We start from the raw sequence: 26,361 nt of genomic DNA on the forward strand, positions 1-26,361 counted from the left end.
CAACCATCATTAGTAATGGTAGTTCCAGTTTGGTTTGTTGTATAATCTTGACCATTAGCGGCCCAAGTATAAGTTTCGCCCGAACAGATAGTGGCATTAGTCACATCATCCGCAGGTTTGGTAGCAGTAACTGTTACTACAGCAACACAAATATCAGTATTACCAGAATCACTTGGATCTGTTGCGGTTAATGTTACATTGTTTGCACCTAAGTTTGCACATGTAAAACTTGAAATGTCAATAGATAAATTTCCAACACTACTTCCATCATCCAAATCTCCTGCTACTATACTAACGTTACCAGAACCATCTAAAAGGGCGTTAATGTTTTGACAAGAAGCTATAGGGGTAAAGGATGTTATAGCATCTGCAGTTAAATTGATTTCATCAAAAGCCATATCACTTCTATATCCAGTACCAGTAGCACCCGCAAACCTTAGTTTTATTATTTGACCATCATAAGCGCTTAAATCTATGTTTTGCTGTAGCCAAGGATCTGCTTGGGCGGTTTGTTGTTCACCAGATATTGTATTAAGGGTAGTCCAGTTAGTTCCGTAATCTATGCTAACATCTACACTTAAATCACCCATGTCAGTAGAATTATTAGCAAACATGTGATAATAAAAAGAAAAATTAGCATTTTCATACCCAGTTAAATCAATACATGGGCTAATTAAAGTTACCGTGACATTTGTACCTACATTTGATGTAGTATTTGCCGTTGTAGCTTCGGTATAAAAATAATTTCCTATAGTTGAATTACCAGTGCTTTCAGCAGTATAATCTCTTGTAGGTCCAGTTTGCCCAGAAGTTGTTCCGCCAGAGTTTAAAGTCCAATCTTCATAATTATTACCAGCAATGTCGTTTTCTCCTTGAATCCAATTTCCAATACCTGAATCAAAATTTTCTGAATATGGGAATGAAGTTATTGTACCACTAGGACATGGATTTAAAGTTGTAAAGTTTTGGGTTGATGAATAAGATGATGTTGTTGTATTACACCTAGTAGCAACTTGTACATCATAACTTGTATTATCAGATAACCCTGTAATGCTATAAAAATTATTAGAAATATTTGTAACCTCTGTCCAAGTACCAGAACTAGTTTCCTTATATCTAACATCGTAAGTAGCCGATGGAATTAAATCCCAATTAACAAAGGCAGAATTGTTTGTTACTTCGCTTATGCTAATTCCAGATGGAGTACTAGAATTATCACAAGCAATTAAACTAGTACTTAATATTTTAAAATCATCAAAAATAAAACCGTCAAAAGTTGTAGTTAAATCATCTTCTCTATTTGAACTATCTGTTTTAAACCTAAAACGAAATTGCACATTACTTTGTCCATTTAATGAACTATTATCATCACCATTAATCAAAATTTCTTCCATCACCCATTTATCCATACTATCACCATCATATACAATGTTGCCATTTGTTGATTGATGAGTTCCTGTTGTTTTAGTAAGGTGAAAATTGGTCAAAGATGTTGCGGCTGGTTTGTTATAACGTCCGCATAAGGCCGTCCAAGTACTTCCTCCGTTTGTACTAGCCTCTAATTGTACCATATCATAATTTCTTTCTAAATCCCATTTTGCATAAAATTGTATTAATGCTTGAGATGAAGAAGATAAATCTATAGTAGAATTTAAAGTTATTGTTTTATTTTCACTGTTAGTATATGCTCCAGAAGGAGAGTCTGTTATAGCTATGGATCCTACATAAGAATCAGTTGTCGTTCCCCAAGAACCTCCCGAAGTTGTCCAGTTTGAAATATTAATATCATTATCTTGGAAAAGTATAGAGGGCTGATAATACTTAACATAATTAGCACGGTAAATTATAAAGTCATCGTTACTTAACGTGATTTGATATTCTATTTCGTCATTTGGCATTATACCAGCATCTAAAGTATAAGGCACTGTTAAATTTCTTTGTTCGAGCTTAGTCCAACTAGTTTGTACTAATGGAGAAGTCATCGATGTAATATTTGATGAAACTGGGGTTACTGTTAAAGTAATATCATCATAAGTTTTTCCTAGAAATTCAACGCCAAAGGTTAAGTCTCCAGAAGTAGAAGAAATATTACTAGTATTTAAATCATGAAGTTTAGCATATTTACCGGAATAAATCACAGAGAGAAAATTCATTCTCATAGCTCGACGCGCAATATCCGTAATTAGGGTAGTTGTTGGCCAAAAGTCATCACCATTTTCTGGAGCAAAAGCTAATACGTCTTTGCCAGAACCAGAACTGGTTTGTCCGCCAGATGTTACTGAAGTACCACCAAGCATCCAGTCATTAATATCTCCATTGGCTTCGTAAAGTGTATTTGGAGCAGAGCCATAAATGTATCTGTTATAATGGGTTAAATCATGACATATTTTGGCATATTCGTCTTCTCTTCCGGAATCTGCAGCTGTGGATTCTCCATTATATGAAGACGTTACAATCGAATTTAGGCCACCGTGGTGATTAACAGCCACTTTTATATCGTGGCTTGCAATAAATTCTTGAACAATTTGAGTTTCAGGTTCAGAACCAGCCGAAGGCCCTCTATAGGTATTGCTACTTGTAGTAGGAGATGATCCAGAATCATCCCATCCCCAGTAATAATTAAAGTTTCTATTTAAATCTACACCTCTAACATTATTAGATGAACTTGTTGTACCATTATCAGCAACTCCCGGTCTTAAATTTTTACGCTGTAAGCCACCACCACTTGGGGCGATTACTTCATTCCATCTGTAGCCATCTGGGTTACTAATTGGCATAACGTAAATTTCATGATTATCAACAAGATTTTTTATGAAAGGATCGGTACTGTAGTTTTCTAGAATATACCACATAAAATAAAAAGTGTTCATAACACTGCTTATTTCACGGGCATGCATAGCCCCAGTTATTAAGGTTTCTGGTTCGTTAGCTTCATCCGTATCTGGATTATCAGAAATTCTAACATAATATACTTCTTGTCCAGACCAAGTTGTTCCTCCTGTAGAATTTCCGTGAGTTTTTGTATTTGATGTTGAGGCATCAGTTCTAACAGAAATAAGGTTTGGGTACATAGTGCGCATTAAATCTAATTCAGCGTAAGCTTCACTCAAGGTTAAAGCTCCACCCATGGTACCAAGTTTAAAGTTTGAAGGTGCAGCCCAATCTATTTCATCACACTCGTCATGTTGTGTTGGGTTATCTATTAAACTACTTTTTTTACTTAAGGTTTTACTAGCATTTTTAATTTGAGCTAGAAGTTGTTCTTGTTTTAATGCAGCTTTAGCAAGAGGCAACTCAACGTCAAATTTCTCTTTGTAATATGCTGTTAAATCATCGATTAAAACATTATAGTCAATTCCATTATTGTCTAAAAGTAACAGTTCAGCATAACTTAACTCTAAGTGTAAATTATTATTTATAAACTTAGGTCCACAAGATAAATCCACACCAACTTGTTGAATTTGTTGAAGTAAGGATTTTGAAGGGTTATTAATTGATATTCTTTTAGCGGTATTATAATTACTTTGAGAGTATGAATAATTTAAGGCTAAGATTAGTGCTAATAATAAAAGAATAGTATTTCTTTTAAAAGTAATTTTCTTCATCAGATATAGGGGTTTTAATGAATTTTATGGGGCTAATATAGAATAATTATAAAAAACATCCATGAAAAGCATAAATAATCGATTAAATACATATATTTGTAATACTTTAATTATAAAACACTTATGCTTTATACGAAATTACATATAAAAAAAAGGGCTAAATTTTAAAATTTAGTCCTTTTTTAGTAGGGAGTTGGGTCCAATTTACAGACTACCGTATTATGAATTTAGATTAATTTATATGACAATAATTTATTTTGTTTCACTTCTAAGGTTTTGTTCCCAGTTCCATGAAGAACTTATCATATCATTAAGTTTTCGATCTGCAGACCAACCTAATTTCTCTTTTGCCAAATCGGTTGATGCATATAATTGTGGCACATCTCCATCTCTTCTTTCTGTTATTTCGTAATTCAGTTTTGAGTTGGTTACGGATTCAAAAGATTTAATAACGTCTAAAACAGAATAACCAAGGCCCGTTCCTAAATTAAAAAACTCTAATGGAGTTTCTTGTTTATTATTTAGTAAACGTTTTATAGCAATAACATGTGCTTTAGCTAAATCCACAACATGAATATAATCTCTAATTGGTGTTCCATCTTTAGTGGGGTAGTCATTACCATAAACCATTAACTTCTCTCTTACTCCAGCCGCAGTTTGTGTGATGTATGGCATTAAATTGTTGGGTATACCGTTTGGCAATTCGCCAATGGCTCCAGATTCGTGAGCGCCAATTGGGTTGAAATATCTTAATGAAATAGCTGAAAAACTTTTGTTAGATTTTGTAAAATCATCTAGAATTTCTTCTGCAATTTTTTTTGTATTACCATAAGGTGAAAATGGACGTTGTGTTTCATTATTTTCTGTTATAGGCAAAGTATTTGGTGTTCCATAAACCGTTGCTGAAGAAGAAAATATGAAGTTATTTATACCATGTACACTTTGAGCCTCTAAAGTATTTAATAATGAATAAAAATTATTCTTGTAATACATTAATGGTTTCTGTACAGATTCTCCAACAGCTTTATGAGCTGCAAAGTGTATAACACCAGCCGCATCTTTATGCGTTTCAAAAACTTTAAATGTTGCTACAGGATCTTTTAAATCTACCTGAACAAAAGTTGGAGTTACACCTGTAATTTTATGTATTCTGGAAATTGTTTTTTCAGTTGAATTAGATAAGTCATCTAATATAACAACATCAAAATCATTTTCTATTAGTTCGATTGCTGTATGGGAGCCAATATAGCCACATCCACCTGTTACGATAATTTTTGTTTTCATTAAATATTGTTTTAAAGTGCTAATATATAATACAAATTATAAAACACATACTAGTACCTACCAGTTTGTTTGTTTGTAATTTTATTCTATATTTGCCACGTGGGAATTGTAACTGTAAAAGATAAATCTGGTATACCAAAATACAAACAAATTGTTACTTCTATCGAATATGCTATAAGAACTGGTGCTCTAAAAAAAGGCGACAAATTACCATCTTTGAATAGTATTAAAAATCAACACTCTCTTTCTAGAGATACTGTGCTTACTGCGTTTAACGAATTGAAAACTCGAGGAATTGTTCAGTCTATTGTTGGAAAAGGGTATTATGTAGCAAGCGAAGATGTTGATGTGAATCAAAAAATTTTTTTACTTTTTGATGAATTAAATTCGTTTAAAGAAGACCTATATAATTCTTTTCTAACTGGTATGGGGGAGCATGTGCAAGTGGATATATTTTTTCATCATTTCAATTTAGACGTCTTCAATAAATTAATAAGCGATAACGCAGGAGATTATAGTTACTACGTTATTATGCCAGCCAATTTAAAAGGTACCGAAAATGTAATTAGCAGGCTACCTAATGATAAAGTTTATGTTCTAGATCAAATGCATAGCGAACTGATTAAATACCCTTCTGTTCATCAAAATTTCAAGAAAGATATCTATGAGGGCTTGCAAGCTGGATTAGAACGAATAAAAAATTATGATAAGATTATATTACTTTTTAATGAAGACCGTCAGCCTAATGATTTTATGATTGGTTTTAACTTGTTTTGTTCTCATTATAGTATTAAAAATGAAATTATTGATAACTTAAATAATAGAAAACTATCGGAAGGGGAGTTATATATTGTTTTCGATGATAAAAATTTAATTCGTATTATAAAAAAGCTTAAAGAAGAACGCCTAACACTAGCAAAAGATATTGGTGTTATTTCTTATAACGATACGCTTTTAAAAGAATTTGTTGAAGGCGGAATTACAACCATATCAACTAATTTTAATCTTATGGGGGAACGCTTAGCGCAAATGATTTTGAATAATGAATTTGTTCAAGTAGAAAATTATAGCCGTCTAATCCTAAGAAAATCATTATAAATTGTACACATTAACAGAAATAGAAGGATTACATTATTTAGAGCTTGCTAATTCATCAGGTAAAACTAGCTTAGGTATTGATATGCCTTTTCAATTAAAGAACATAAAATTGGATGATGGCTATCCACTTGAAACTAATAAAATTGATTTTTCAACGCCAGAGTATAATTTTAATATAAAATCTACCTCAAAAGAAAATTTTCTACAGCTTTACACACCAAACGATAGCAATATTATTGCTATTGAGCCTATGACTGGTGCGGCAGATAGTTTTAATAACCATATAGGTTTGCAAACGCTCAGTCCAAATAGCACCTATAGTGTAAAATGGAATTTAGCGATTGAAACAAAAAATACTAAACTGACAAACTAATCAATAAACTATGCAATTCTTAACATTTATCGGTTTTACGGCTTTAGTAGCCATAATATCTTATTTAAAAACACGAAAAACTGATGAAGGTACTTCAGATGGTTATTTTTTAGGTGGACGAAGCTTAACAGGTATCGTAATCGCAGGATCATTATTATTAACTAATTTATCTACTGAGCAAATTGTAGGTTTAAATGGTCAAGCGTACGAACAGGGTATATTGGTTATGGCCTGGGAAACTTTGGCTGCTGTAACAATGGTTATAATCGCTATGTTTTTATTGCCTCGTTATTTAAAAGGTGGTATCGCCACTATTCCTCAGTTTCTCGAAGGTAGATATGATAAAACTACAAAAGCTATAGTATCAGGACTTTTCTTGTCTGGTTATGTAACAATTTTTTTACCAGTAGTTCTTTATACAGGAGCATCAGCTATAAATACTATGTTTGATGTTCCTGAGGCATTTGGTATTTCTGAAGATGTAGCTTTATGGATTACAGTTATATGCATTGGTATTATTGGCTCTATATATGCTGTATTTGGTGGGTTGAAAGCCGTTGCAATTTCTGATACAATTAATGCAGTTGGTTTAATTATTGGTGGATTAATGATTCCATATTTTGGATTATGCTATATTGGTGATGGAGATATGATGCTTGGTTTAGATACTCTAGTCAATGCACATCCTGAAAAATTCGATTCTATAGGGTCTGAGGATTCTTACGTGCCCTTATCAACCCTTTTTACTGGTATGCTATTAGTAAACCTTTTCTATTGGGGAACTAATCAAGCTATAATACAACGGGCTCTTGGTGCCAAAAACTTAGCAGAAGGACAAAAGGGATTAGTTTATGGAGCGTTCTTAAAAATCCTGGGACCTTTAATTCTAGTATTACCTGGCGTAATTGCTTTTCATATTTTTAATGGAGGTCTTGAAAAGCCAGACTTAGCTTATGCTTCTTTAGTAGCAGAAGTATTACCTAAACCATTAGTTGGCTTTTTTGCAGCTGTTTTGTTTGGAGCTATTTTAAGTTCGTTTAATTCTGCATTAAATAGTTGTGTTACTTTGTTTGGAATAGATATTTATAATGAATATATAAATAAAGAAGCCACAGAAAAACAAGTTGTAAAAGCAGGTAAATCTTTTGGTATTTTCTTAGCTGTTCTGTCTATGATGGTTGCACCATTTATTGCAAATGCAGGGAGTGTCTTTGAATATTTACAAGAAATTAATGGAACATATTCAATACCGATTTTATCAATTGTTGTAATTGGCTATACTACTAAATTTGTGCCAGCTAAAGCAGCTAAAATAGGTTTAATCTCTGGTGTTATTTTATACAGTATCAGCCAATTCTTGATAAAGCCAACTTTTAATGTTGTTGAAATAATAGATGGTGTAGAAACAGTTACAGGAAGTACATATCCTCATTTTCTTCACATTATGGCAATATTATTTGTACTCAACATTATTATAATGTTAATAATAGGTAAATTTTTACCTAGGAAAGAAGGTTATGTTTTACACCATTCGAAAGAAGTTGATATTACACCTTGGAAATTTTTAAAACCTATGGCTGTAATAGTGTGTCTCATTGTTATTAGTATTTATATATATTTCGCGAAATAATGAATAAAAAATTAATCAAAGAAGTAAAGAGTAGTTTTAAAGAACAATTTAAAACCAAACCTCTTTTGGTGTTTTCACCAGGAAGAATCAATCTTATAGGAGAACATACCGATTATAACGACGGCTTTGCATTTCCTGCAGCTATTAATAAAGGTATTGCACTTGCTCTAAGTAAAAGTGATTCAAATAAAAGTACAGCATGTGCTTTAAATATGAATGAAATTTACGAATTCAGGACAGAAAATGTCAAACCATTAGACGATGGAGGTTGGCGAAATTATATTCTTGGAGTTGTTTCAGAATTACAAAAGGTAGATAAAATTGTTGGTAATTTTAATGCTGTTTTTGCTGGCAATATTCCGGGAGGAGCTGGTATGTCGTCATCTGCTGCACTAGAGAATAGTTTTGTTTACGGACTCAATAAATTATTCAAATTAGGGTTGTCTAAAAGTGAAATGATTTTAATATCGCAAAAAGCAGAACATAATTATGCCGGTGTTAAATGTGGTATTATGGATCAGTACGCAAGTATGTTTGGTGTAAAAAATAGCGCGCTTCTTTTGGATTGTAGAACAGTTACATCTCAACCTTATAAAATAGATTTTAAGGATTATAAATTGATGTTAATTAATAGTAATGTAAAGCACGATTTATCAGAAAGTGCTTATAATGACAGGCGTGAAGTTTGTGAGAAAGTATCAGGTTTATTAGATATTGAAGCCTTAAGAGATGCATCAAAGGAAGATTTAGTTCGAATAAAATCTGAAATCACAGATGAAGATTATCAAAAAGCATTATATGTAATTAATGAAAACGCTCGTGTAATAAAATTTTCAGAAGCCATTAAAAGAGATGACATTGAAGCTTTAGGTAATTTATTGTATCAATCGCATCAAGGTTTAAGTACCAATTATAAAGTAAGTTGCGAAGAATTAGACTTTCTTGTTGAAAGAGCAAAAGAAAACCCTAATGTTCTTGGATCTCGTATGATGGGAGGAGGCTTTGGTGGTTGCACCATTAATCTGGTTAAAAAAGATGAATTCAAAAAGTTTAAAAAGGACACTGCAAACAAATTTAGAAAAAGATTCGAAAAAGATTGCTCAGTATATACTGTAAAACTATCTCGAGGAACGCAAATCGTCAAATAACAAAAGGATTTAAAATGGATACAAATTTGCAAGACTACTCGCATAAGAGATTTAATATATTGACAGGAGAATGGATTTTAGTGTCTCCACATCGTGCAAAACGACCGTGGCAAGGCCAGAACGAAGCTATTTCTAACAATCAACGACCAACACACGATTCAAGTTGTTATTTGTGTGCTGGTAATACAAGAATTAATGGTGAAGAAAATCCTAAATACCAAGATGTCTTTGTATTTACAAATGATTTTGCTGCATTACAAACCACATCACCAAAATTTTCTGTAAACGAAGGCTTATTTAAAGCCGAAAGCGAGCAAGGTATATGTAAAGTGATTTGTTTTAGTCCAGATCACTCAAAGAGTTTGGCAGACATGGATGTTGAAGATATTGATAAAGTAGTTAAAACGTGGCAAAAAGAATATGTGGAGTTAGGTTCTAACGAGATGATTAACTACGTGCAAATTTTTGAAAACAAAGGCGCTGTAATGGGGTGTAGTAATCCACATCCGCATGGGCAAATATGGAGTCAATCTACGTTGCCAAATGAAGTTTATAAAAAAGACCAGCAACAAAAAGCCTATTTCAACACCAATAATAGTAGTTTATTAGGTGATTACTTGAAGCAAGAATTAGAAGTTAACGAGCGTATCATTTATCAAAATAATGACTTCGTAGTATTAACACCGTTTTGGGCAATTTGGCCTTTTGAAACAATGATTGTTCCTAAAAAACAACATGCTAATATTACTAAAATTTCAGAACAAGATAGTTTAGCTTTTGCCGATGCTATTTCAAAAATAACCAAAGCTTATGATATGTTGTTCGAATGTTCTTTCCCGTATTCAAGTGGAATTCATCAGTCACCTACCAATGGAGAAATAAATGAACATTGGCATTGGCACATGAGTTTTTATCCGCCATTATTAAGAAGTGCAACAGTTAAAAAATTTATGGTTGGTTACGAAATGTTTGGTTCGCCACAACGAGATATTACTGCAGAACAAGCAGCGGATAGGTTAGGGAATTTAATAGTGTAATTAAATGTTTTAAAGTGTTTAGAAACAGAATATTATAATTTTCACAAATAAAAAAAATATATTGCATTTATACTGAGTAGTAGGATTTGGTGTTGGTATTAATGAATTAGATAATCTTTAGTTAAATCCAAAATCAAATATAGTAGCTTGAATATTTTTCAAGTAAAAAATGTGAATTAAGGTGATCAATTAGAACAAAATTTATTTGCGTTACGTTCCACTTTCTATAATTTTTGTATGTCACAAAGAATTTAGATTCACATTTAGAGACACAGCTTTCATACTTTTTTTTGTATACTGTTGGATTACTTGCTAACTTTTATTATTCCAAAGATTTATATGAATGATACCATCTAATATGGTTTCGTTTTATTTAAAATTCAGCACAAAAATTGTTTAAATATTATTGAAAATAAAAAAAGTCAAGAAATTTTTTCTTGACTTTTTTTTGTAGCGAGAGGGGGGCACGATCCCCCGACCTCCGAGTTATGAATCCGACGCTCTAACCAGCTGAGCTACCTCGCCATAATTTAAGGCTGCAAATATAAAAACAAAATTGTTGTAAGCAAACAGAACTACAGGAAATTATTATTAAAAATTCTTGCTTAACTTATCAATTAATGTATATATTGAGCATCAATAAATTTTAAACACACTTATGGACGATAAAGTTAAATTTGAAATAGAGTTTCCTATTCATGCATCTCCACAGTTATTGTATCAATACATATCTACACCATCAGGTTTGTCTGAATGGTTTTCAGATAATGTAAATTCTCGTGGTGAATTATTTACCTTTATTTGGGATGATAGTGAAGAACAAGCAAAGCTACTTAATAAAAAGAGTGGAGAGCGTGTTAAGTTTAGATGGCTTGAAGATGAAGAAGACGATTTGTCTTATTATTTTGAAATTAGAATTCAGGTTGATGAAATTACTAAAGATGTATCATTAATGGTTACAGATTTTGCTGAAGATGATGAAGTTGATGAATCAAAAATGTTATGGACTAATCAAATTTCTAGCTTAAAACAAGTATTGGGTTCTTCCTAATCTCAAATAACATAAATTCAATTATATTTGTCCCGCTTTCAAAATAACGTAAGCGGGATTTTTTTTATGATAAATTTTAACGGAACACTTTTAGAAGATAATACAATTTTATCTGCGCAAAATAGAGGATATGCTTATGGTGATGGCCTTTTTGAAACGATTAAAGTTGTTAGTGATAAAATATTATTTTGGGAAGACCATTATTTTAGGTTAATGGCTTCAATGCGCATTATGCGTATGGAAATACCCATGAATTTTACTATGGAATTTTTAGAAGCTCAAATTCATGAAACTATAAAAGCTAATGAATTGGCAAAAACGTCTTCAAGGGTCAAATTGCAAGTCCACAGAAATGAAGGAGGATTTTATACTCCAAATTCCAACGAAATAAGTTTTATAATTACAATCAAACCAATTTCTGAAGATTTTTACTTATTAAACGAAGCTTTTTATAAAGTAGATTTGTTCAAGGACTATTATATTTCTCCAAGCTTATTATCCACCTTAAAAACAAACAATAAAGCCTTAAACGTTATTGGAAGTATTTATGCAAAAGAAAATAATTTAGATAATTGTTTGTTACTAAATACTAGCAAAAATGTGGTAGAAGCACTTAATGGGAATGTGTTTTTGGTTAAGGATAATATAATTAAAACATCACCATTAACAGATGGTTGTTTAAAAGGAGTAATGAGAACTCAACTTATTAATATAATAGAAACTTTATCAGAGTATAAATTGGTTGAAGACTCTATTTCTCCATTTGAAATTCAAAAGGCTGATGAAATGTTTATTACCAATGTAATTACAGGAATACAACCAGTAAGCAAGTATAGAAAAAAGATGTTTGGAAATGAATTTTCTAAGCTATTATTACAAAAACTTAATATAAAAATAAGGTTAACTGCACCAAATGAATTTTAAAATGATTGATAATAAATTTTAATTATATTTCTTTTAGATAAAATAAAAAAACTAAGCATAGTAAATATTATGGTTCTATTTTATATTGAAATATAAAGGAAATAGAAACGAATTTAATCGGTTATTTTGGAGTTTATTTGGTGTTAGTTATAGCTAGGGTTTTCAGGCGCGTTAGACCATATACTATATTCACCTCCAAATTCTAACATTTTTTCTTTCCAAAATGTTTCATAATCTTTTTCGATTATATTTTTTTTATAAGTGTTTTTAGTCACTACCCAAGAGTTGGCTTTAAGTTCATTTTCTAATTGGCTAGTTTCCCAGCCGGAATAACCAAGAAAAAATTTAATATCATTTTCCTTTATAGTGTTGTCTTTTATAAGTTCAGCAACTTTTGAAAAATCACCACCCCAATATATACCTAAAGAAATTTCAATACTATTAGGAATTAGCTTTGGGATTTTATGAATGAAGTATAAATTGTCTTGTTCTACAGGACCACCGTTATAAACTTTAAATGTAGCTTCAACTTCAGGAATTAAGTCATTAATGTTGTACTCAAGAGGTTTATTTAAAATAAAACCTATTGAGCCTTCTTCTGAATGATCAGCAAGTAAAACTATAGAACGGTTAAAAGAAACATCCCCAATTATTGCAGGTTCTGCAATTAATAAATCGCCTTTTTTGGGTTTAGTTGTAACCATATTTTGAGTAAATAATAACTAAATCTAATATTTATTTATTAAAAATGCAACTCTTAAAGGGAGATATAAAAAAAGCTTTCATAATTATGAAAGCTTTTTTATACTATAAAAAGTAAATGCTTAGTTTACTGCTCCTGATAAATCAGATCCAGCTTTAAACTTTACTACGTTTTTTGCTTTGATTTGAATAGTAGCTCCAGTTTGAGGGTTTCTCCCTTCTCTTGCAGCTCTTTTAGAAACTGACCAAGATCCAAAACCAACTAAAGAAACTCTGTTACCTTTTTGTAAGGCACCTTCAATTTCAATTAAAGCACATTCTAGTGCTTTTTTTGATGCTGCTTTTGTAATTCCAGCGTGTTCTGCCATTGCGTCAATTAAATCTGTTTTGTTCATAATATAAAATTTAAATAATTAATAATCGGTTAAACATTTTGTTAAATCCTATACAAATTTATACGGATTCTTCAACCATGCAAGTAACAGCAAGGGAAAAACATGGTTTTGTTGATAACTTATAGCATTTGTTAATAAAGGAAGTGCTTTTCGTCGACTTTTTGTAAATTCAATGGTAATGAGGGTTTAGAGCATTTTTGCATTTTTATAAAAAGTATAGCCATTTAAAAGCGATTTTATATCCATAGCGCGCTTTCCTGGGAGTTTAATTTCTTTAATAATTATGTAACCATTTGGTACAGCTACTTTTAATTCTTTTTTAGTGGAAATAATACTACCAATTTCTAAAGTATGTTCAAAAACTTCTTTTTCAACCTTATATAATTTAATAGCTATTACATCTTCATTATTAATTAAAGTACACCATGCAGCAGGGTAGGGAGAAAGCCCACGAATATGGTTGTATATATTGTCTATAGAATCGTTCCAGTTTATTTTACAATTGTCTTTATTTAATTTGTGAGCAGTTTTAATATTTTTTGTCTCTTTCTGGGGTATTGTTTTAACCTTACCCTTTGCAATTCTAGAAACAGTCTTTAAAACAAGCTGGCTTCCAATGGCCATTAATTTATCATGAAGACTTCCAGCATTTTCATTAGGCTCTATGTCAATAACCTCTTGAAGAATCATATCTCCAGTATCAATTTTTTCGTCAATAAAGAAAGTAGAAACCCCAGTTTTTGTCTCACCATTAATAATAGCCCAATTTATAGGTGCCGCACCACGGTAGTTTGGTAATAATGATGCATGAAGATTAAACGTACCATATTCTGGCATTTGCCAAACTACTTTAGGTAACATTCTAAACGCCACTACAATTTGCAGGTTTGCATTTAAGGCTTTTAACGCTTCAAGGAAACTTTCATTTTTTAAATTGGTAGGCTGTAAAACAGTTAAGTCTTGGGACTTCGCATATTTTTTAACCGCACTCTCGTTAAGCTTCCTTCCACGTCCAGCAGGTTTGTCCGGAGCCGTAATAACACCAACTATATTATAATTATTTTCTACTAATGTTTTTAAAGTAGCAACAGCAAAATCTGGCGTACCCATAAAAACAATTCTTAAGTCTTTCATTTATTCTTTTATATTTTAAATTTTGGCGTTTCCCTGCGGGTCGGGCTATTCGTTGCAAGTCCTCGTTCCTGCGGGATTTACACTACTATCCCTAACGCGGGTATATCTGCTGACTTCTATTTTTTTAGTTGAATGTTGTTTTGTTTTTGGAGAGGTTCGTTTAACGGTTAGTATAAGAAACGTAGGGCAGATGATAAGCACTTTCGTTTCGGTTTATTACTTAGCTAAATATAAATATTTTGCTTTTATCTTTTCTACTATAAACGCCAAAATTTATATTTGGCGGACTTTGTAACATTCACAGAACTTTCAGTTTAGTACAAACGCCCTATGTTTTTTATACATTGTTAGCAATAGTTTTTTAACTTCATTTTGGGTTCTATCCTTTTCTATTTTGCGAATTCCACGATTCTTCCACAGCCTTCATGAAAAAATAAGGTTTTACTTGATTCTCCTCATATTCTAATTCAAATTGGCCGTCTATTAACGAAGAATAATCTTTTTTCATTCGTTCCAATATTATATCTGTATACTCAAAAACAGATTCAATCTCTTCTTTTTGTTTTGTTAAGAATTCTATTTCAAAGTTATCATATCTTGGGATTGCAATTTTATTTTTATTAGCCATCATAAAATCAGAATCCATTTGAAAATGCCTTCGTTTTTGTATATATAATGATTCGGGTATGTGAAGACTCCAATTTCTTAAACTATTAAACTCCGATAGTATTTGCATTTCCTTTTTTGTCAAGGGTGATATTGTAATTTCAAGTATATTTCTTTGCTTGTATAATATCTTCCTAAACTTTCTATAAGAAACTGCCTTTTTACTTTCATCTCCAAGTAAATTGAATAAATATTGATATACTCTATTTACTTTATCGCTGATAGAATCATATAGAATTGCGTTAATGAATTTTGCATTAGGATTGTTCTTTAAAATTAGCTCAATCTCAGAATGATAAAACTTTAATCTATCGGACTTCTGAATTAAATCCACAATCAATTCTGACAAATAAAATACGTAATCTCCTTTGTCTTTAAATCCAAATATTTTTGAGTTACTATTTTGCATTTAATTTGTATATTTAGTTATTAAAGGAGTGGAGAGGGGGATTCGAACCCCCTTACTATCATCTTGTCAAATTAATGTTGTTCAATCAGTCTTACGAGTCGAATTTGTGTATGGCTCCACACAATAGCACCCACTCCGACAATTACGCTTTTAAATATATTCATAGTTTTAAGTTTTAAAAATTCATTAATAAATTGCTTTACAATGAAGCTAATCCAAAATTCTACACTCGTAATCACATCATAAACTAAATCAACCTGTTGACACAAGCTTTTTTATTCTTTTATTAGGTCAATTATTCCTTTTACGGTTTTCATTTTTATACTTTCTTTTTGTTCAGAATCTTTACTATATTCTGACCAGAACTCTTTAATTATTTTATGTTCTTTTGAGTAATCATCTAATATCATTCTATAAGCAGAACCTTTTTGATTTCTGCTTCGAGCACAACATATCAAAATGTCGATATCTAAACTTATCATTATTTTAATATTGTGTTTTAAGTCTTTTGCAATGTCTCCTGCACTTACTATTCCAATCTTCAATTTCCCAACTATTAAGACAGAAGTGAAATCTAAGATTTCATTTTTTTTGTTGAATCTTAAGCTATTTTCGGTAACTTTTTTTCTGTTAAAAGTATGTTCTTTCTCTGCAATTTTAACCAATTCAGAATATACAAGCCCAGAAGTTGTAGTTTTTCCGGAATTCATTGTTCCTCTTATGATTATTATTTTCATTGGTTTCGGTTTTAATTATTGCTAATGCTCTGATAAAAAATCGTTTTAATGTTTTTTATCATTCGTTAAACGAAGGTAGCGGAAATTTTTTACAAAGTCAAATACCACACTATTCTATAAATGACTTAATTTATAAGTATTTGTTGGTGTTATTGAAATAATTTGATGTTCTAATAATAGCTTTAAAACCGTTTTCATATCCTTTTCATCACAATTTAAATGTGCTATTATGGCTCTAGATGATTGTTCTCCGTTTTCTAATAATTGAATAATTTCTTTTTTTATACTTTTTAAATCTTGTGGTTTCTTGTCTTTTTTTGATTTAATACAAACAGAACAAATGCCACAATCTTTCGAATTCTTTTCGCCAAAATAAGCAAGGAGTTGTATGCTTTTACAAACCGAGTCGTTTTCGGTATACTCAAGCATAGACTTAACTTGTTGTTGTTTTAAGGTGTTTTGTTGTTCTATTATTTTAGCAATTCTATTTATGGTTTTATCATCCTCTCTGGGCGTAATAAATGTTATTTGAGCATCTGTTTTAGCAAGGTTTAATGAAATGATTTTATCGTTCTCTAATTCCTGTAGAATATGCGTTATTCTACTTTCTGAAACAGAAGCTTTTTCGGCAACTTTAGTTATATCTATTTTTGTGACATAATCAAAAACCCCTCCATATATTCTTAAAATTGATTTTATTACAATATTATAGTCTTTGTGCGTTTCTAGATAACCAAATAATGATTTACTTGAAATTATAAACTGAACAGTTACTTTATTCTTAAATTGTCTTGATAATGTTATGATGCTATTTCTGTCTAATATTAAAAGTGAGTTGTAGCATGTTATGGGGCTAAATTTGTATGTTTTACAAAAGGTGTTAAAATCAAAGTCGAAAGTTAAATATTCGCCCTCACCATACGAAATTTGAAAATAGCTACACAGCTTTTTATAAACTAGTTTTACTAATTTAACTGTTGGTAATACACTTAAAAATTGGTTTTTTACCAGGGCTTTATCTCCATCGTTTTTTAAAATTACGGCAAAAGCTTTGTCTCCGTTTCTGCCAACACGACCAGCTTCTTGGAAATAACTCTCTATGCTTTCTGGTAAGTTTAGGTGTATAACCGTTTTTACATCAGGTTTGTCAATGCCCATACCAAAGGCATTAGTTGCTACCATAACTTGTTTTTGGTTATTTATCCAAGCCGTCATGTTTTTGTCTTTTTCATTATTTGAAAGTCCGCCGTGGTAATGCGTTGCTGTAATTTTTTTCGAATTTAAAAAAGCACTTATATCTAATGTTAGTTTTCTGTTACGAACATAAATGATAGAGGAAGCTTTATGTTTTTTTAAGATGGTTTCAAGTCTATAGTACTTATCATTTTCATTAAAAACCATATATGCCAAATTAGGTCTAAAAAATGATTGTTTAAATATTTTGGGGTTTATAAAATCTAGCTCTTTAACAATGTCCTGCACAACCTCTGGCTTTGCAGAAGCAGTTAATGCGACAACATTTACAGAAGGTTGTAATTGCCTTAATAAAGTTATGTTTTTATAAGCAGGTCTAAAATCGCTTCCCCATTGCGAAATGCAATGTGCCTCATCAACAGCAATTAAATTTACTGGCATTTGCCTTATTCTGTCTTGTACTAATTCTTGCTGCAAACGTTCAGGAGAGAGGTAAAGAAACTTGTAGTTTCCGTAAATGCAATTATCTAATAAAATATCAAGTTGGTTATAACTTATACCACTTGTAATAGACATGGCTTTTATACCTTTGTTATTTAAGGCTAGCACTTGATCTTTCATGAGTGCTATTAAAGGCGAAATAACAATACAAATACCTTTTTTTGCTAAGGCTGGTATTTGAAAGCATAATGATTTTCCGCCGCCTGTAGGTAATAAAACAAAAGTATCCTCACCATCAATAACCGCATTAATAATAGCTTCTTGTTGTGGCCTAAAACTGGTGAAATTCCAATAGCGCTCTAATATGTTAATGGGGTGTTCCATATTACATGTTAGACATTTTTTGAATAAAATCGGCACGTTCTTTAACTGTGCCAAAAGGAACATCGATTAAATTGTAATTATAGGATTGGTAGGTGTTAATCAGATGGCTGTGAATTTTTTGAGCTTGATTAAAGGTTTCATAACGCTCATTATCATCGGTGTATATAGCTTCCCACGGTTTTAAGATAAATATTGAATTATATACAGAGTTTTCGCAGGTTTCAATAAAATTTTGAGGGTAAGTATCTCCAATATAATTCATGTATGCTAAAATATCATGTACGCCTCTGTCAAAAAAAACGATTTGGTTTTTATAAATATCTGCTTCAATAAATTGTTGTTGCCTTCCTTTTAAAAGTAGCTCGCTAAACAATAATGGATTGGTTAAAAATAGTTGGTCTATACCTTGTTTTTTAGCATCCAAGATAACTTGACGAGATATTTCTTCAAGACAGATGTGTCCTCTTTTAGTTAGTTCTGTAATTAGGGTAGATTTTCCTGTTCCAGGACCTCCCGTTATCACTATTTTTTTAGTATTCAATACGATGATATTTGTTGTAAAAATCGGAATTAATATGATGATAAAAAAACGGAAGATGTTTTTTTGGGTTATTTATATGTTGGCGGATGTTTGCGCTAGGGATTGTAGTGAAAAGCCCACAGCCTGACGAAGGAAGTGCGAGGACTTGTAGCGGAAAGCCCGACCCTTTTTGGGGAGCGCCCAAATATTATAAATTTTATTTTTTAATGCATTTTGGTGCCGTATATTTGTGCTTTATTTTATGTTATGAGCACACCTCCAAATTCGGAAGAATTTTATAAAAAATTAAAATTACAACTGCAAGATACGGCGCTTTGGCCTACCGAGTATTTATATAAATTTATTGTTGTTTCTGATAAAGAAAAGATAATAAAAATTGAATCTATTTTTAATCATTTGGGTGCCGTTATAGAGACTAAAGAGTCTAAAAATGGCAAATATACTAGCGTTTCTGTTAATGTTAGAATGAAAAACCCTGATGCTGTGATTGGTAAATACAAAGAAGTTGCAGAAAAGATTGAGGGTGTTATAAGTCTTTAGTTTTTTTTTGTACTTTGCGCATGCATAGAAAACTACATGCAAAAACCTTAAACTCTACACATTTATTTTGATAGATAATTTAGAATACAACACAGAGCGTGAACATTTAATCATTCCAGAATATGGTCGCCATATGCAAAAAATGATTAATCATGCAAAAACGCTTGATACAAAAGAGGAACGTAACAAAGTGGCAAAAGCTATTATTGCGGTAATGGGAAACATGCAACCACATTTAAGAGACGTTCCAGATTTTCAGCATAAACTTTGGGATCAACTTTTTATTATGTCTAATTTTGAATTGGATGTAGATTCGCCTTATGAAATTCCTACTAAAGAAATTTATGAAGAACGCCCGGAGCCATTAGAGTACCCACAGAATTTCCCAAAATACCGTTTTTACGGAAATAATATTAAAACCATGATTGATGTTGCAAACACATGGGAAGAAGGAGAGCTTAAAGAAGCGTTGACTTTTACTATAGCAAATCACATGAAAAAATGTTTTTTAAATTGGAATAAAGATACGGTTGAGGATGCTGTTATTTTTGATCATTTATTTGAACTTTCTGATGGGAAACTAAACTTGAAAGATTCTGAAGAAGATTTATCCGATGCATCAAACTTGCTTCGTACTAAAGGAAAATACTCAAATAATAGTAAAAATAAAAAATCGCACCACAAAAAGAATTCTAATAACCGCCAAAGAAAACGCTACTAAATTAAGCATGGGAACATTTAAAATTGTAGGTGGTCACCAATTAAAAGGAAAAATACAACCTCAAGGTGCCAAAAATGAAGCATTACAAATATTATGTGCTGTATTACTAACTCCAGAACTTGTAACAATTAGTAACATCCCAGATATTGTAGATGTTAATAAACTTATTAGCTTATTAAAAAAATTAGGAGTAAAAGTTAAAAAACTAGGTAAAGGATCTTATAGTTTTCAAGCTGATGACGTTAATTTAGAATATTTAGAATCTGATCAGTTTAAAATAGATGGGCGTGGTTTACGTGGTTCTATAATGATTGTTGGGCCTTTGTTAGCACGTTTTGGCAGAGGTTATATTCCTAAACCTGGAGGTGATAAAATTGGACGTCGTCGTTTAGATACGCACTTTGAAGGTCTTATAAAATTAGGCGCTAAATTTAGATACAGTAGAGAAGACCAGTTTTATGGTGTTGAAGCTGATAAGCTTAAAGGCACCTATATGCTTCTTGAAGAAGCTTCTGTTACAGGAACAGCTAATATTGTTATGGCTGCTGTTTTAGCTGAAGGACAAACTACAATTTATAACGCAGCTTGTGAGCCTTACTTACAACAATTATGTAAAATGCTTAATAGAATGGGTGCCAAAATTAGTGGTGTTGGTTCTAATATGTTGATTATTGATGGCGTTGATAGTTTAGGTGGAACTGAGCATAGAATGCTTCCTGATATGATTGAAATAGGAAGTTGGATTGGCCTTGCTGCTATGACTAAGAGCGAATTGACTATTACTAATGTATCTTGGGATGATTTAGGAGTAATACCTAACGTATTTAGAAAATTAGGAATTACTGTTGAAAAACAAGGTGATGATATTTATATTCCTGCGCATATTGATGGTTATGAAATACAAAATTTTATTGACGGTTCTATTTTAACTATTTCTGATGCACCTTGGCCAGGATTTACGCCAGATTTATTAAGTATTATTTTGGTTGTAGCAACGCAAGCTAGAGGAAGTGTTTTAATTCATCAAAAAATGTTTGAAAGCCGATTATTTTTTGTTGATAAGTTAATAGATATGGGGGCAAAAATTATACTTTGCGACCCACATCGTGCTACGGTTATTGGTCATGATTTTAAATCTACGCTTAAAGCAACTACGATGACCTCACCTGATATTCGTGCTGGAGTGTCATTATTAATTGCTGCACTTTCGGCAAAAGGAACTTCAACTATTCAAAATATAGAACAGATTGATCGTGGTTATGAAAATATAGACGAACGTTTACGAGCTATTGGAGCTAAGATTGAACGTGTATAGTTAACACGCTTTAAAATTTGAATGCACAATTTTTAAATTTGCTTTATAAGCGATATCATTTTCTGAAATTTCACTATAGTTTTGTGATTCCATATATTCTTGTAGTATGGATAATGGAATATTAATACATTGAGCCGTTTTAAAATGTTGCTTGAATTCTATTTCTAAAGTTTTATCTTTTTTATTAAAATTCAGATTTTTAATAATAGTGGGTTTTTGGCTTAGACGTATCATAATTATTCGATTTTTATTGGGTATGGTTCAAATGTACCCATAAAAATCCTCTTGTAAAATACGCACTACTACGTATTTTAAATTAGAAAAATTTTATGCAAAAACGATTAAACACTGAATTTTTGTGCTTATTTTACTTTTATTATTTCCAATTCTAAATCTTGTATTTTAGTATCTGTGTTTTTTGAGATGCATCGATATCTGTCGCTATAAGTCTCTGTTATAAATACAGTAAAGATTTGACCAAGAATATTTTCAGGATTTGAATATAAAACTTTAGTACATGTTAAAACATACTCACAGTCAGATTTCCAGTTAACTAAACTGTGAATTTCTATTCCTGTTTTGCTGCTAATTTCTATTTGAAGAGAATCTGTTCTTGTTATTTTCCATTCAGAGTACTTAGGATTCACATATTTGAATTCCCCAATTTTAAAGCTAGAACAATCAATATTTTGGCTGAACATAGTTAGGTTGAAAAAAAGTAATATAAGAAATGATAGATTTCTCATTTTAATTTAGGTTGGTTGTAACCACAATTTAAGCATTTATTTATAAATAATTGCTTTTTATAGACTAATTTGACTTTTTATCTTAAATATTTTAATATGCTTTTTAAAATAACTTCTGCTGCAATGTTGCTTCCTTTTTTTGAAGGGTGAAAATTATCTGTGCCATAGTAATCAAACTTCTTAGAGGTATTAAAATAGTTTTTCCAAACTTCTCCTACAGGGCATAAAATGGCATCGTTTGTTTCTGCGGCTAGCTTGTAATTTTCTATCACACCATCAAAAGTATCATAATAATTTAATGATGGCCAAACCATAAAATAAGCCAGTAGTGTATTGTTTTTATTGCAAATTTCACTGTATTTTTTACCGTAATCAATAAGCGTATTTTTTCCTTTAGTTTGTGACGAAGGGCCTTGTTGAATTATAACAATACTAAATTTTTTACTTGAAATAAGTTTTTGCACTTTTCCATCTTTCCAATGATCTGAGATTGCATAATTAGGATAAGCAATAACTTCAATCTGAATATTGTATCCAGAGTATTTTGCTTTAGTTTTTACCAATTCTGGTAAATCATTTGTGTAGGTTAAACTATTTCCAATAAATAATATGTTATTAACTTCTAACTTATCTTGTGCTTTTGCATTCATCAGAAAGCATAAAAAAAGATAAAATAATAAAAATTTTCTCCTTGTATTATAAGCCATGTAGCAATAATTATTGTTTGATTTTTTTGTAAAATGCATAATTAAAATTTATGTATTTTATAAAAAATATAAATAAAAATATATTAATTATGTGTGCTATATTTGCTTAGGGACACGAAATATAAGTTAATAGTAAGTAATAATAAAATTTAGTTTAGTTAGTTTTTTATAAGTTTTGTGAATATTGCACAAGGCTTATTCTATTTTTATTCAGTCTTTAACCCTTTGTAACTTTCGTCACCTCTAGATAACATAATACCCATTTTATTGGTTGTTTTATTAGAGGCAAACTCCACTTTAGCTTTTGGCATTCCTTTAACTTTAAATTCGGTTTTGGATATAGGATAAAGTGGGGCAGCTGGTTGTTCATCAAGATTGATATATAGATTTGTTCCTTTTCTATATATTTTAATTTCAAACCCTGCATCCATTTTATAAACCCCTACATAAGAGTTTAAAAGATTTTCAGTAACCTTGTTTTCTTTAAAAGCATCAAACTCCGAAGCTGTTTCAGTTTTTGGAAAGCTATTGTTTTCCATATTAGTATCAGCAAATTCAAAGTTTGGATCCAAATTCACTTTACTGACTTGCTTTGCTTTAATAAATGTTTCCTGAATTTCATATTCATTTCTTCTCCAAATATTAGCAGGTAGTTTATCAATTTCTGAAGTCCCATCGGTATACATCCACTCAATAGAAACAGGCATGATTAGCCCTCCTTTGTTTTTAATAGTTACTTCGTAAATATTTTTACTCGATAATTGTTTACGAACTTGTGGCTCATCAATACGAGATAAAAACTGGCCATATGCATTATCTGGAGTAGAAGTCATAGTAATAACCTCAGGACCATTTGAAAAGTCTTTTTCATTGGTATTGTTAGCATTACTTTGAGATGTGATTTTTGTTTTTAAATTACTTTTTTGGTCTTCAATATTAGAATTTTCTTCAAACACTTTAAACCATTTTACATGGCTCAATTCCATATCAACATTGTCAGTTGTAAAAAACCATCCTCTGTAAAACCAATCTAAATCGGTTGCCGAGGCATCTTCTAGAGTTCTAAACAAATCTGCTGGATTTGGATGCTTATATTTCCAACGGTTAGCATATTCTTTAAAAGCATCATCAAAGATTTCTTTTCCCATAACAGAGTTTCTCAACATTTGTAACCCAACAGTAGGTTTCAAATAGAAGTTTGCTCCAAATTGGGACAATAATTCATTATCAGAATTTGTCATAATAGGTCTTAAAATATCTTTATCTCCACTCATGAATGGTACTATAGATTTTGGAGTAACACTTTTCCAACCAGGGTAGCGCTCGGCAACAGTGCGTTGATGTAAAAATGTATTTAAACCTTCATCCATCCACATCCATTTACGTTCATCAGAGCTAATAATCATAGGGAACCAGTTATGTCCAACTTCATGAATAATAGTACCAACCATGCCTTGTTTAGCACCATCACTAATCTTGCCGTTTTTTGGTCTTCCTCCATTAAAACTAATCATTGGAAATTCCATTCCAATATTTGAAGTGTTAACAGAAATACAAACAGGGTATGGGTAATCGAAAGTAGCTTCAGAATATACTTCTAAAGCATGCATAATAGCTTTTGTAGATTCTTCTTGCCATACAGGTAAGCCTTCTTTTGGGTAGAATGACATTGCCATAACAGTATTGGTTGGTAGCTTTACTGCTTGGGCATCCCACATAAATTTTCTAGAAGTTGCAAAAGCAAAATCTCTAACGTTTTTAGCATTGAATTTCCACGTTTTTTGTTTTGTAGACTTTTCTTTTTCATTAGCTTGAGCCTCTTCTTTTGTGATAACCATTATAGGTTTGTCAAAAGATTTTTTAGCCTGTTCTAATCTTTTGCGTTGTGTTTTTGTTAGGACAGATTCAGGATTTTGAAGCATTCCTGTAGAAGCAACAATATGATCTTGAGGTACAGTAATTTCAACCTCATAATCACCAAATTCTAAAGCAAACTCTCCTAGTTTTTGAAATTGTTGATTTTGCCACCCTTCAGTGTCATTGTAAACTGCCATTCTAGGAAACCAATGCGCAATTAAATAAACCGTATTATCATCATCAGGAAAATACTCATAACCTTCTCTTGATAATAAAAACATGCTTCTATCTGTAATTGGGTAAGACCAATTAATAGATAATTTGGTAGATTCTCCAGGTTTTAAAATGGTATTCAATTTAACTTTCATCATGGTATTGTTAACCATGGTTTTAATATTGTTTCCATTTACATCTTTAACTGATTTAATGGAATACCCAGCTGGAAAATCAATAGCTCTAGTAAGAAATTGCATTTGTCTTGTAGTAATAGAGTCTTTAATTCTATTATTTATACTGCCAAAATCTTCATTTTCTTTTTTATTTACATTTTGTTCTAACTGAATCCATAAATAGCTTAAATCGTCGGGAGAATTATTAAAATAAGTGATGGTTTCTTCTCCTGTAATGGTGTTGTTCTTTTCATCAAGAACAGCTTTTATCTTATAATTTGCTTTTTGTTGCCAATATGCGCTTCCGGGAGCTCCACTTGCAGATCTATAAATATTTGGAGGCGAAATCATATTATCAATAGGTTCAAACTTTCCTTTCCAAGGTTGGTTTTGGGCCTGAAGATTAAATGCAAATAAGAGTAGTAAACAGATTGTTGTACGCATGATTTGTTAGTTATTTAAGTTAGTCATGCACAATATAATAAATATTGAGATGAGTTTGTAAGAAATATTCAATATGATTATGTTAAAATGATACTTATGAAAAAAGAAAATTAAGCCTTGTATAATTATTGCTTAAGGTTAAAGTGTTCAGTACATTTGCAAACTTATTAATGAATTATAAAACCTTACTTAAAGGCTTAAAAAGATATTTACATGAGCGACAAAAAGAAAAAGATGGTCACATTTGATGTGTTAATAGAAATACCAAAAGGAAGTAGAAATAAGTATGAGTACGATTTTACATTACATAAAATCCGTTTTGATAGAACTTTGTTTTCTTCAATGATGTATCCTGGTGACTATGGTTTTATTCCTGAAACTTTAGCATTAGATCAAGATCCATTAGATATTTTAGTGTTGTCTACAGAGCCATCATATCCAATGGTTGTGATGGAGGTAAGGCCGATTGGTGTTTTTCATATGACAGATGAGAAAGGACCAGATGAAAAAATTATCTGTGTACCTGTTTCTGACCCTGTTTGGAGTAAAAGAAGTGATATTGCTGATTTAAATCCTCATAGGTTAAAAGAAATAGAACACTTTTTTCAAGTATATAAAGATTTAGAGAAGAAAAAAGTTGATACTGGAGGTTGGGGAAATGCTGAAGAAGCTATCAAAATATATCATGAATGTGTAGAACGATATGATAATAGTGAGCATAAGAAAAAGAGAACTTTTACCATTTAGTTTTACGCTGAAAATAATCAAAAACCATCCTAAAAAATTTAGGATGGTTTTTTTGTTTTAAAAATATGTCCCGTCCTGAAATAGCGATACACTAAAACATTAGTGTAATGAAAACATCGGAAAACACTGGGTACGTAAAGCG

24 protein-coding genes and 1 tRNA gene are annotated in these 26,361 nt (G+C 31.3%); 11 read left to right on the forward strand and 14 right to left on the reverse strand.

The features are described 5' to 3' along the window. Together Q0870_RS15125 and galE are read right to left on the reverse strand one after the other, a co-directional pair. Window positions 1-3,605, reverse strand: a 3,605-nt coding sequence (locus Q0870_RS15125) for a M14 family zinc carboxypeptidase (protein WP_298556711.1), incomplete at its 3' end; no start/stop codon positions are given. Between the two features lie 252 nt (window positions 3,606-3,857). Continuing rightward, on the reverse strand, window positions 3,858-4,889 hold the full coding sequence (galE, locus tag Q0870_RS15130) for a UDP-glucose 4-epimerase GalE (RefSeq protein WP_298556712.1): 1,032 nt from the start codon (window positions 4,887-4,889) through the stop codon (window positions 3,858-3,860). Window positions 4,890-4,988: 99 nt separating this feature from the next. Between galE and Q0870_RS15135 the strand changes: the two genes are divergently transcribed. The 5 genes from Q0870_RS15135 to Q0870_RS15155 are packed head-to-tail and all read left to right on the forward strand — an operon-like array spanning window position 4,989 to window position 10,175. Next, a complete protein-coding gene (locus tag Q0870_RS15135) occupies window positions 4,989-5,987 on the forward strand; it encodes a GntR family transcriptional regulator (protein WP_298556713.1) in 999 nt (332 codons plus the stop codon). Between the two features lies 1 nt (window position 5,988). After that, entirely contained in the window at window positions 5,989-6,360 is a 372-nt protein-coding gene (locus Q0870_RS15140) for a hypothetical protein (RefSeq protein ID WP_298556714.1), read from the forward strand. A 10-nt stretch (window positions 6,361-6,370) separates the two neighbouring features. Then, complete coding sequence (locus Q0870_RS15145) at window positions 6,371-7,990, forward strand: solute:sodium symporter family transporter (RefSeq protein WP_298556715.1); 1,620 nt, start codon at window positions 6,371-6,373, stop codon at window positions 7,988-7,990. After that, window positions 7,990-9,138 (forward strand): galactokinase, encoded by a 1,149-nt coding sequence (galK, locus tag Q0870_RS15150; protein ID WP_298556717.1) that lies wholly within the window; start codon window positions 7,990-7,992, stop codon window positions 9,136-9,138. Before Q0870_RS15145 ends, galK begins: the two co-directional genes overlap by 1 nt. A gap of 14 nt (window positions 9,139-9,152) precedes the next feature. Next, window positions 9,153-10,175: a UDP-glucose--hexose-1-phosphate uridylyltransferase gene (locus Q0870_RS15155; protein ID WP_298556719.1), complete on the forward strand. Its 1,023-nt coding sequence runs from the start codon at window positions 9,153-9,155 to the stop codon at window positions 10,173-10,175. 451 nt (window positions 10,176-10,626) lie between these two features. On the opposite strand, the gene Q0870_RS15160 is transcribed toward Q0870_RS15155, so the two are convergent. After that, window positions 10,627-10,700, reverse strand: a tRNA-Met gene (locus tag Q0870_RS15160). A 133-nt stretch (window positions 10,701-10,833) separates the two neighbouring features. On the opposite strand from Q0870_RS15160, the gene Q0870_RS15165 reads away from it, so the two are divergent. Beyond that, window positions 10,834-11,226, forward strand: coding sequence for an START-like domain-containing protein (locus Q0870_RS15165; RefSeq protein ID WP_298556721.1), 393 nt, complete (start codon window positions 10,834-10,836; stop codon window positions 11,224-11,226). 66 nt (window positions 11,227-11,292) lie between these two features. After that, on the forward strand, window positions 11,293-12,150 hold the full coding sequence (locus tag Q0870_RS15170; RefSeq protein ID WP_298556723.1) for an aminotransferase class IV: 858 nt from the start codon (window positions 11,293-11,295) through the stop codon (window positions 12,148-12,150). Window positions 12,151-12,293: 143 nt separating this feature from the next. Here the strand turns inward: Q0870_RS15170 and Q0870_RS15175 are convergent, their stop codons facing one another. From Q0870_RS15175 to Q0870_RS15205, 7 genes are all read right to left on the reverse strand, one after another. Next, the gene (locus tag Q0870_RS15175) at window positions 12,294-12,854 is read right to left on the reverse strand and encodes a YqgE/AlgH family protein (protein ID WP_298556725.1); all 561 of its coding nucleotides are present in this window, start codon (window positions 12,852-12,854) and stop codon (window positions 12,294-12,296) included. A gap of 120 nt (window positions 12,855-12,974) precedes the next feature. Beyond that, complete coding sequence (locus Q0870_RS15180) at window positions 12,975-13,247, reverse strand: HU family DNA-binding protein (protein ID WP_298556727.1); 273 nt, start codon at window positions 13,245-13,247, stop codon at window positions 12,975-12,977. A gap of 186 nt (window positions 13,248-13,433) precedes the next feature. Next, window positions 13,434-14,381 (reverse strand): methionyl-tRNA formyltransferase, encoded by a 948-nt coding sequence (gene fmt / locus Q0870_RS15185; RefSeq protein WP_298556729.1) that lies wholly within the window; start codon window positions 14,379-14,381, stop codon window positions 13,434-13,436. 379 nt (window positions 14,382-14,760) lie between these two features. Beyond that, window positions 14,761-15,456, reverse strand: coding sequence for a hypothetical protein (locus Q0870_RS15190; RefSeq protein WP_298556731.1), 696 nt, complete (start codon window positions 15,454-15,456; stop codon window positions 14,761-14,763). A gap of 275 nt (window positions 15,457-15,731) precedes the next feature. Then, a complete protein-coding gene (locus tag Q0870_RS15195) occupies window positions 15,732-16,193 on the reverse strand; it encodes a hypothetical protein (protein WP_298556732.1) in 462 nt (153 codons plus the stop codon). A 114-nt stretch (window positions 16,194-16,307) separates the two neighbouring features. Next, complete coding sequence (locus Q0870_RS15200; RefSeq protein ID WP_298556733.1) at window positions 16,308-18,212, reverse strand: RecQ family ATP-dependent DNA helicase; 1,905 nt, start codon at window positions 18,210-18,212, stop codon at window positions 16,308-16,310. Window position 18,213: 1 nt separating this feature from the next. Continuing rightward, complete coding sequence (locus Q0870_RS15205; protein WP_298556735.1) at window positions 18,214-18,753, reverse strand: ATP-binding protein; 540 nt, start codon at window positions 18,751-18,753, stop codon at window positions 18,214-18,216. Window positions 18,754-18,999: 246 nt separating this feature from the next. Here Q0870_RS15205 and Q0870_RS15210 point away from each other — a divergent pair, with 246 nt between their 5' ends. The 3 genes from Q0870_RS15210 (at window position 19,000) to murA (ending at window position 21,329) form a co-directional block, all read left to right on the forward strand. Continuing rightward, window positions 19,000-19,293: a DUF493 family protein gene (locus Q0870_RS15210; protein ID WP_298556737.1), complete on the forward strand. Its 294-nt coding sequence runs from the start codon at window positions 19,000-19,002 to the stop codon at window positions 19,291-19,293. 67 nt (window positions 19,294-19,360) lie between these two features. Continuing rightward, window positions 19,361-20,014 (forward strand): DUF4290 domain-containing protein, encoded by a 654-nt coding sequence (locus tag Q0870_RS15215; protein WP_298556738.1) that lies wholly within the window; start codon window positions 19,361-19,363, stop codon window positions 20,012-20,014. 7 nt (window positions 20,015-20,021) lie between these two features. Further along, entirely contained in the window at window positions 20,022-21,329 is a 1,308-nt protein-coding gene (gene murA / locus Q0870_RS15220) for a UDP-N-acetylglucosamine 1-carboxyvinyltransferase (protein ID WP_298556739.1), read from the forward strand. Here murA and Q0870_RS15225 read toward each other — a convergent pair whose 3' ends face one another. The 4 genes from Q0870_RS15225 to Q0870_RS15240 form a co-directional block, all read right to left on the reverse strand. Then, window positions 21,330-21,563, reverse strand: a complete 234-nt coding sequence (locus Q0870_RS15225; protein ID WP_298556740.1) for a hypothetical protein — start codon at window positions 21,561-21,563, stop codon at window positions 21,330-21,332. It lies immediately after the preceding gene. Window positions 21,564-21,691: 128 nt separating this feature from the next. Further along, complete coding sequence (locus tag Q0870_RS15230; protein WP_298556742.1) at window positions 21,692-22,030, reverse strand: hypothetical protein; 339 nt, start codon at window positions 22,028-22,030, stop codon at window positions 21,692-21,694. Between the two features lie 122 nt (window positions 22,031-22,152). Continuing rightward, on the reverse strand, window positions 22,153-22,725 hold the full coding sequence (locus Q0870_RS15235; RefSeq protein ID WP_298556744.1) for an SGNH/GDSL hydrolase family protein: 573 nt from the start codon (window positions 22,723-22,725) through the stop codon (window positions 22,153-22,155). A 263-nt stretch (window positions 22,726-22,988) separates the two neighbouring features. Beyond that, window positions 22,989-25,472: a M1 family metallopeptidase gene (locus Q0870_RS15240; protein WP_298556746.1), complete on the reverse strand. Its 2,484-nt coding sequence runs from the start codon at window positions 25,470-25,472 to the stop codon at window positions 22,989-22,991. Window positions 25,473-25,685: 213 nt separating this feature from the next. Here Q0870_RS15240 and Q0870_RS15245 point away from each other — a divergent pair, with 213 nt between their 5' ends. After that, the gene (locus tag Q0870_RS15245; RefSeq protein WP_298556748.1) at window positions 25,686-26,219 is read left to right on the forward strand and encodes an inorganic diphosphatase; all 534 of its coding nucleotides are present in this window, start codon (window positions 25,686-25,688) and stop codon (window positions 26,217-26,219) included. The last annotated feature ends 142 nt before the right edge of the window (window positions 26,220-26,361 follow it).

This window comes from uncultured Algibacter sp. (genome assembly GCF_947487575.1).
Classification (GTDB): domain Bacteria; phylum Bacteroidota; class Bacteroidia; order Flavobacteriales; family Flavobacteriaceae; genus Algibacter_B.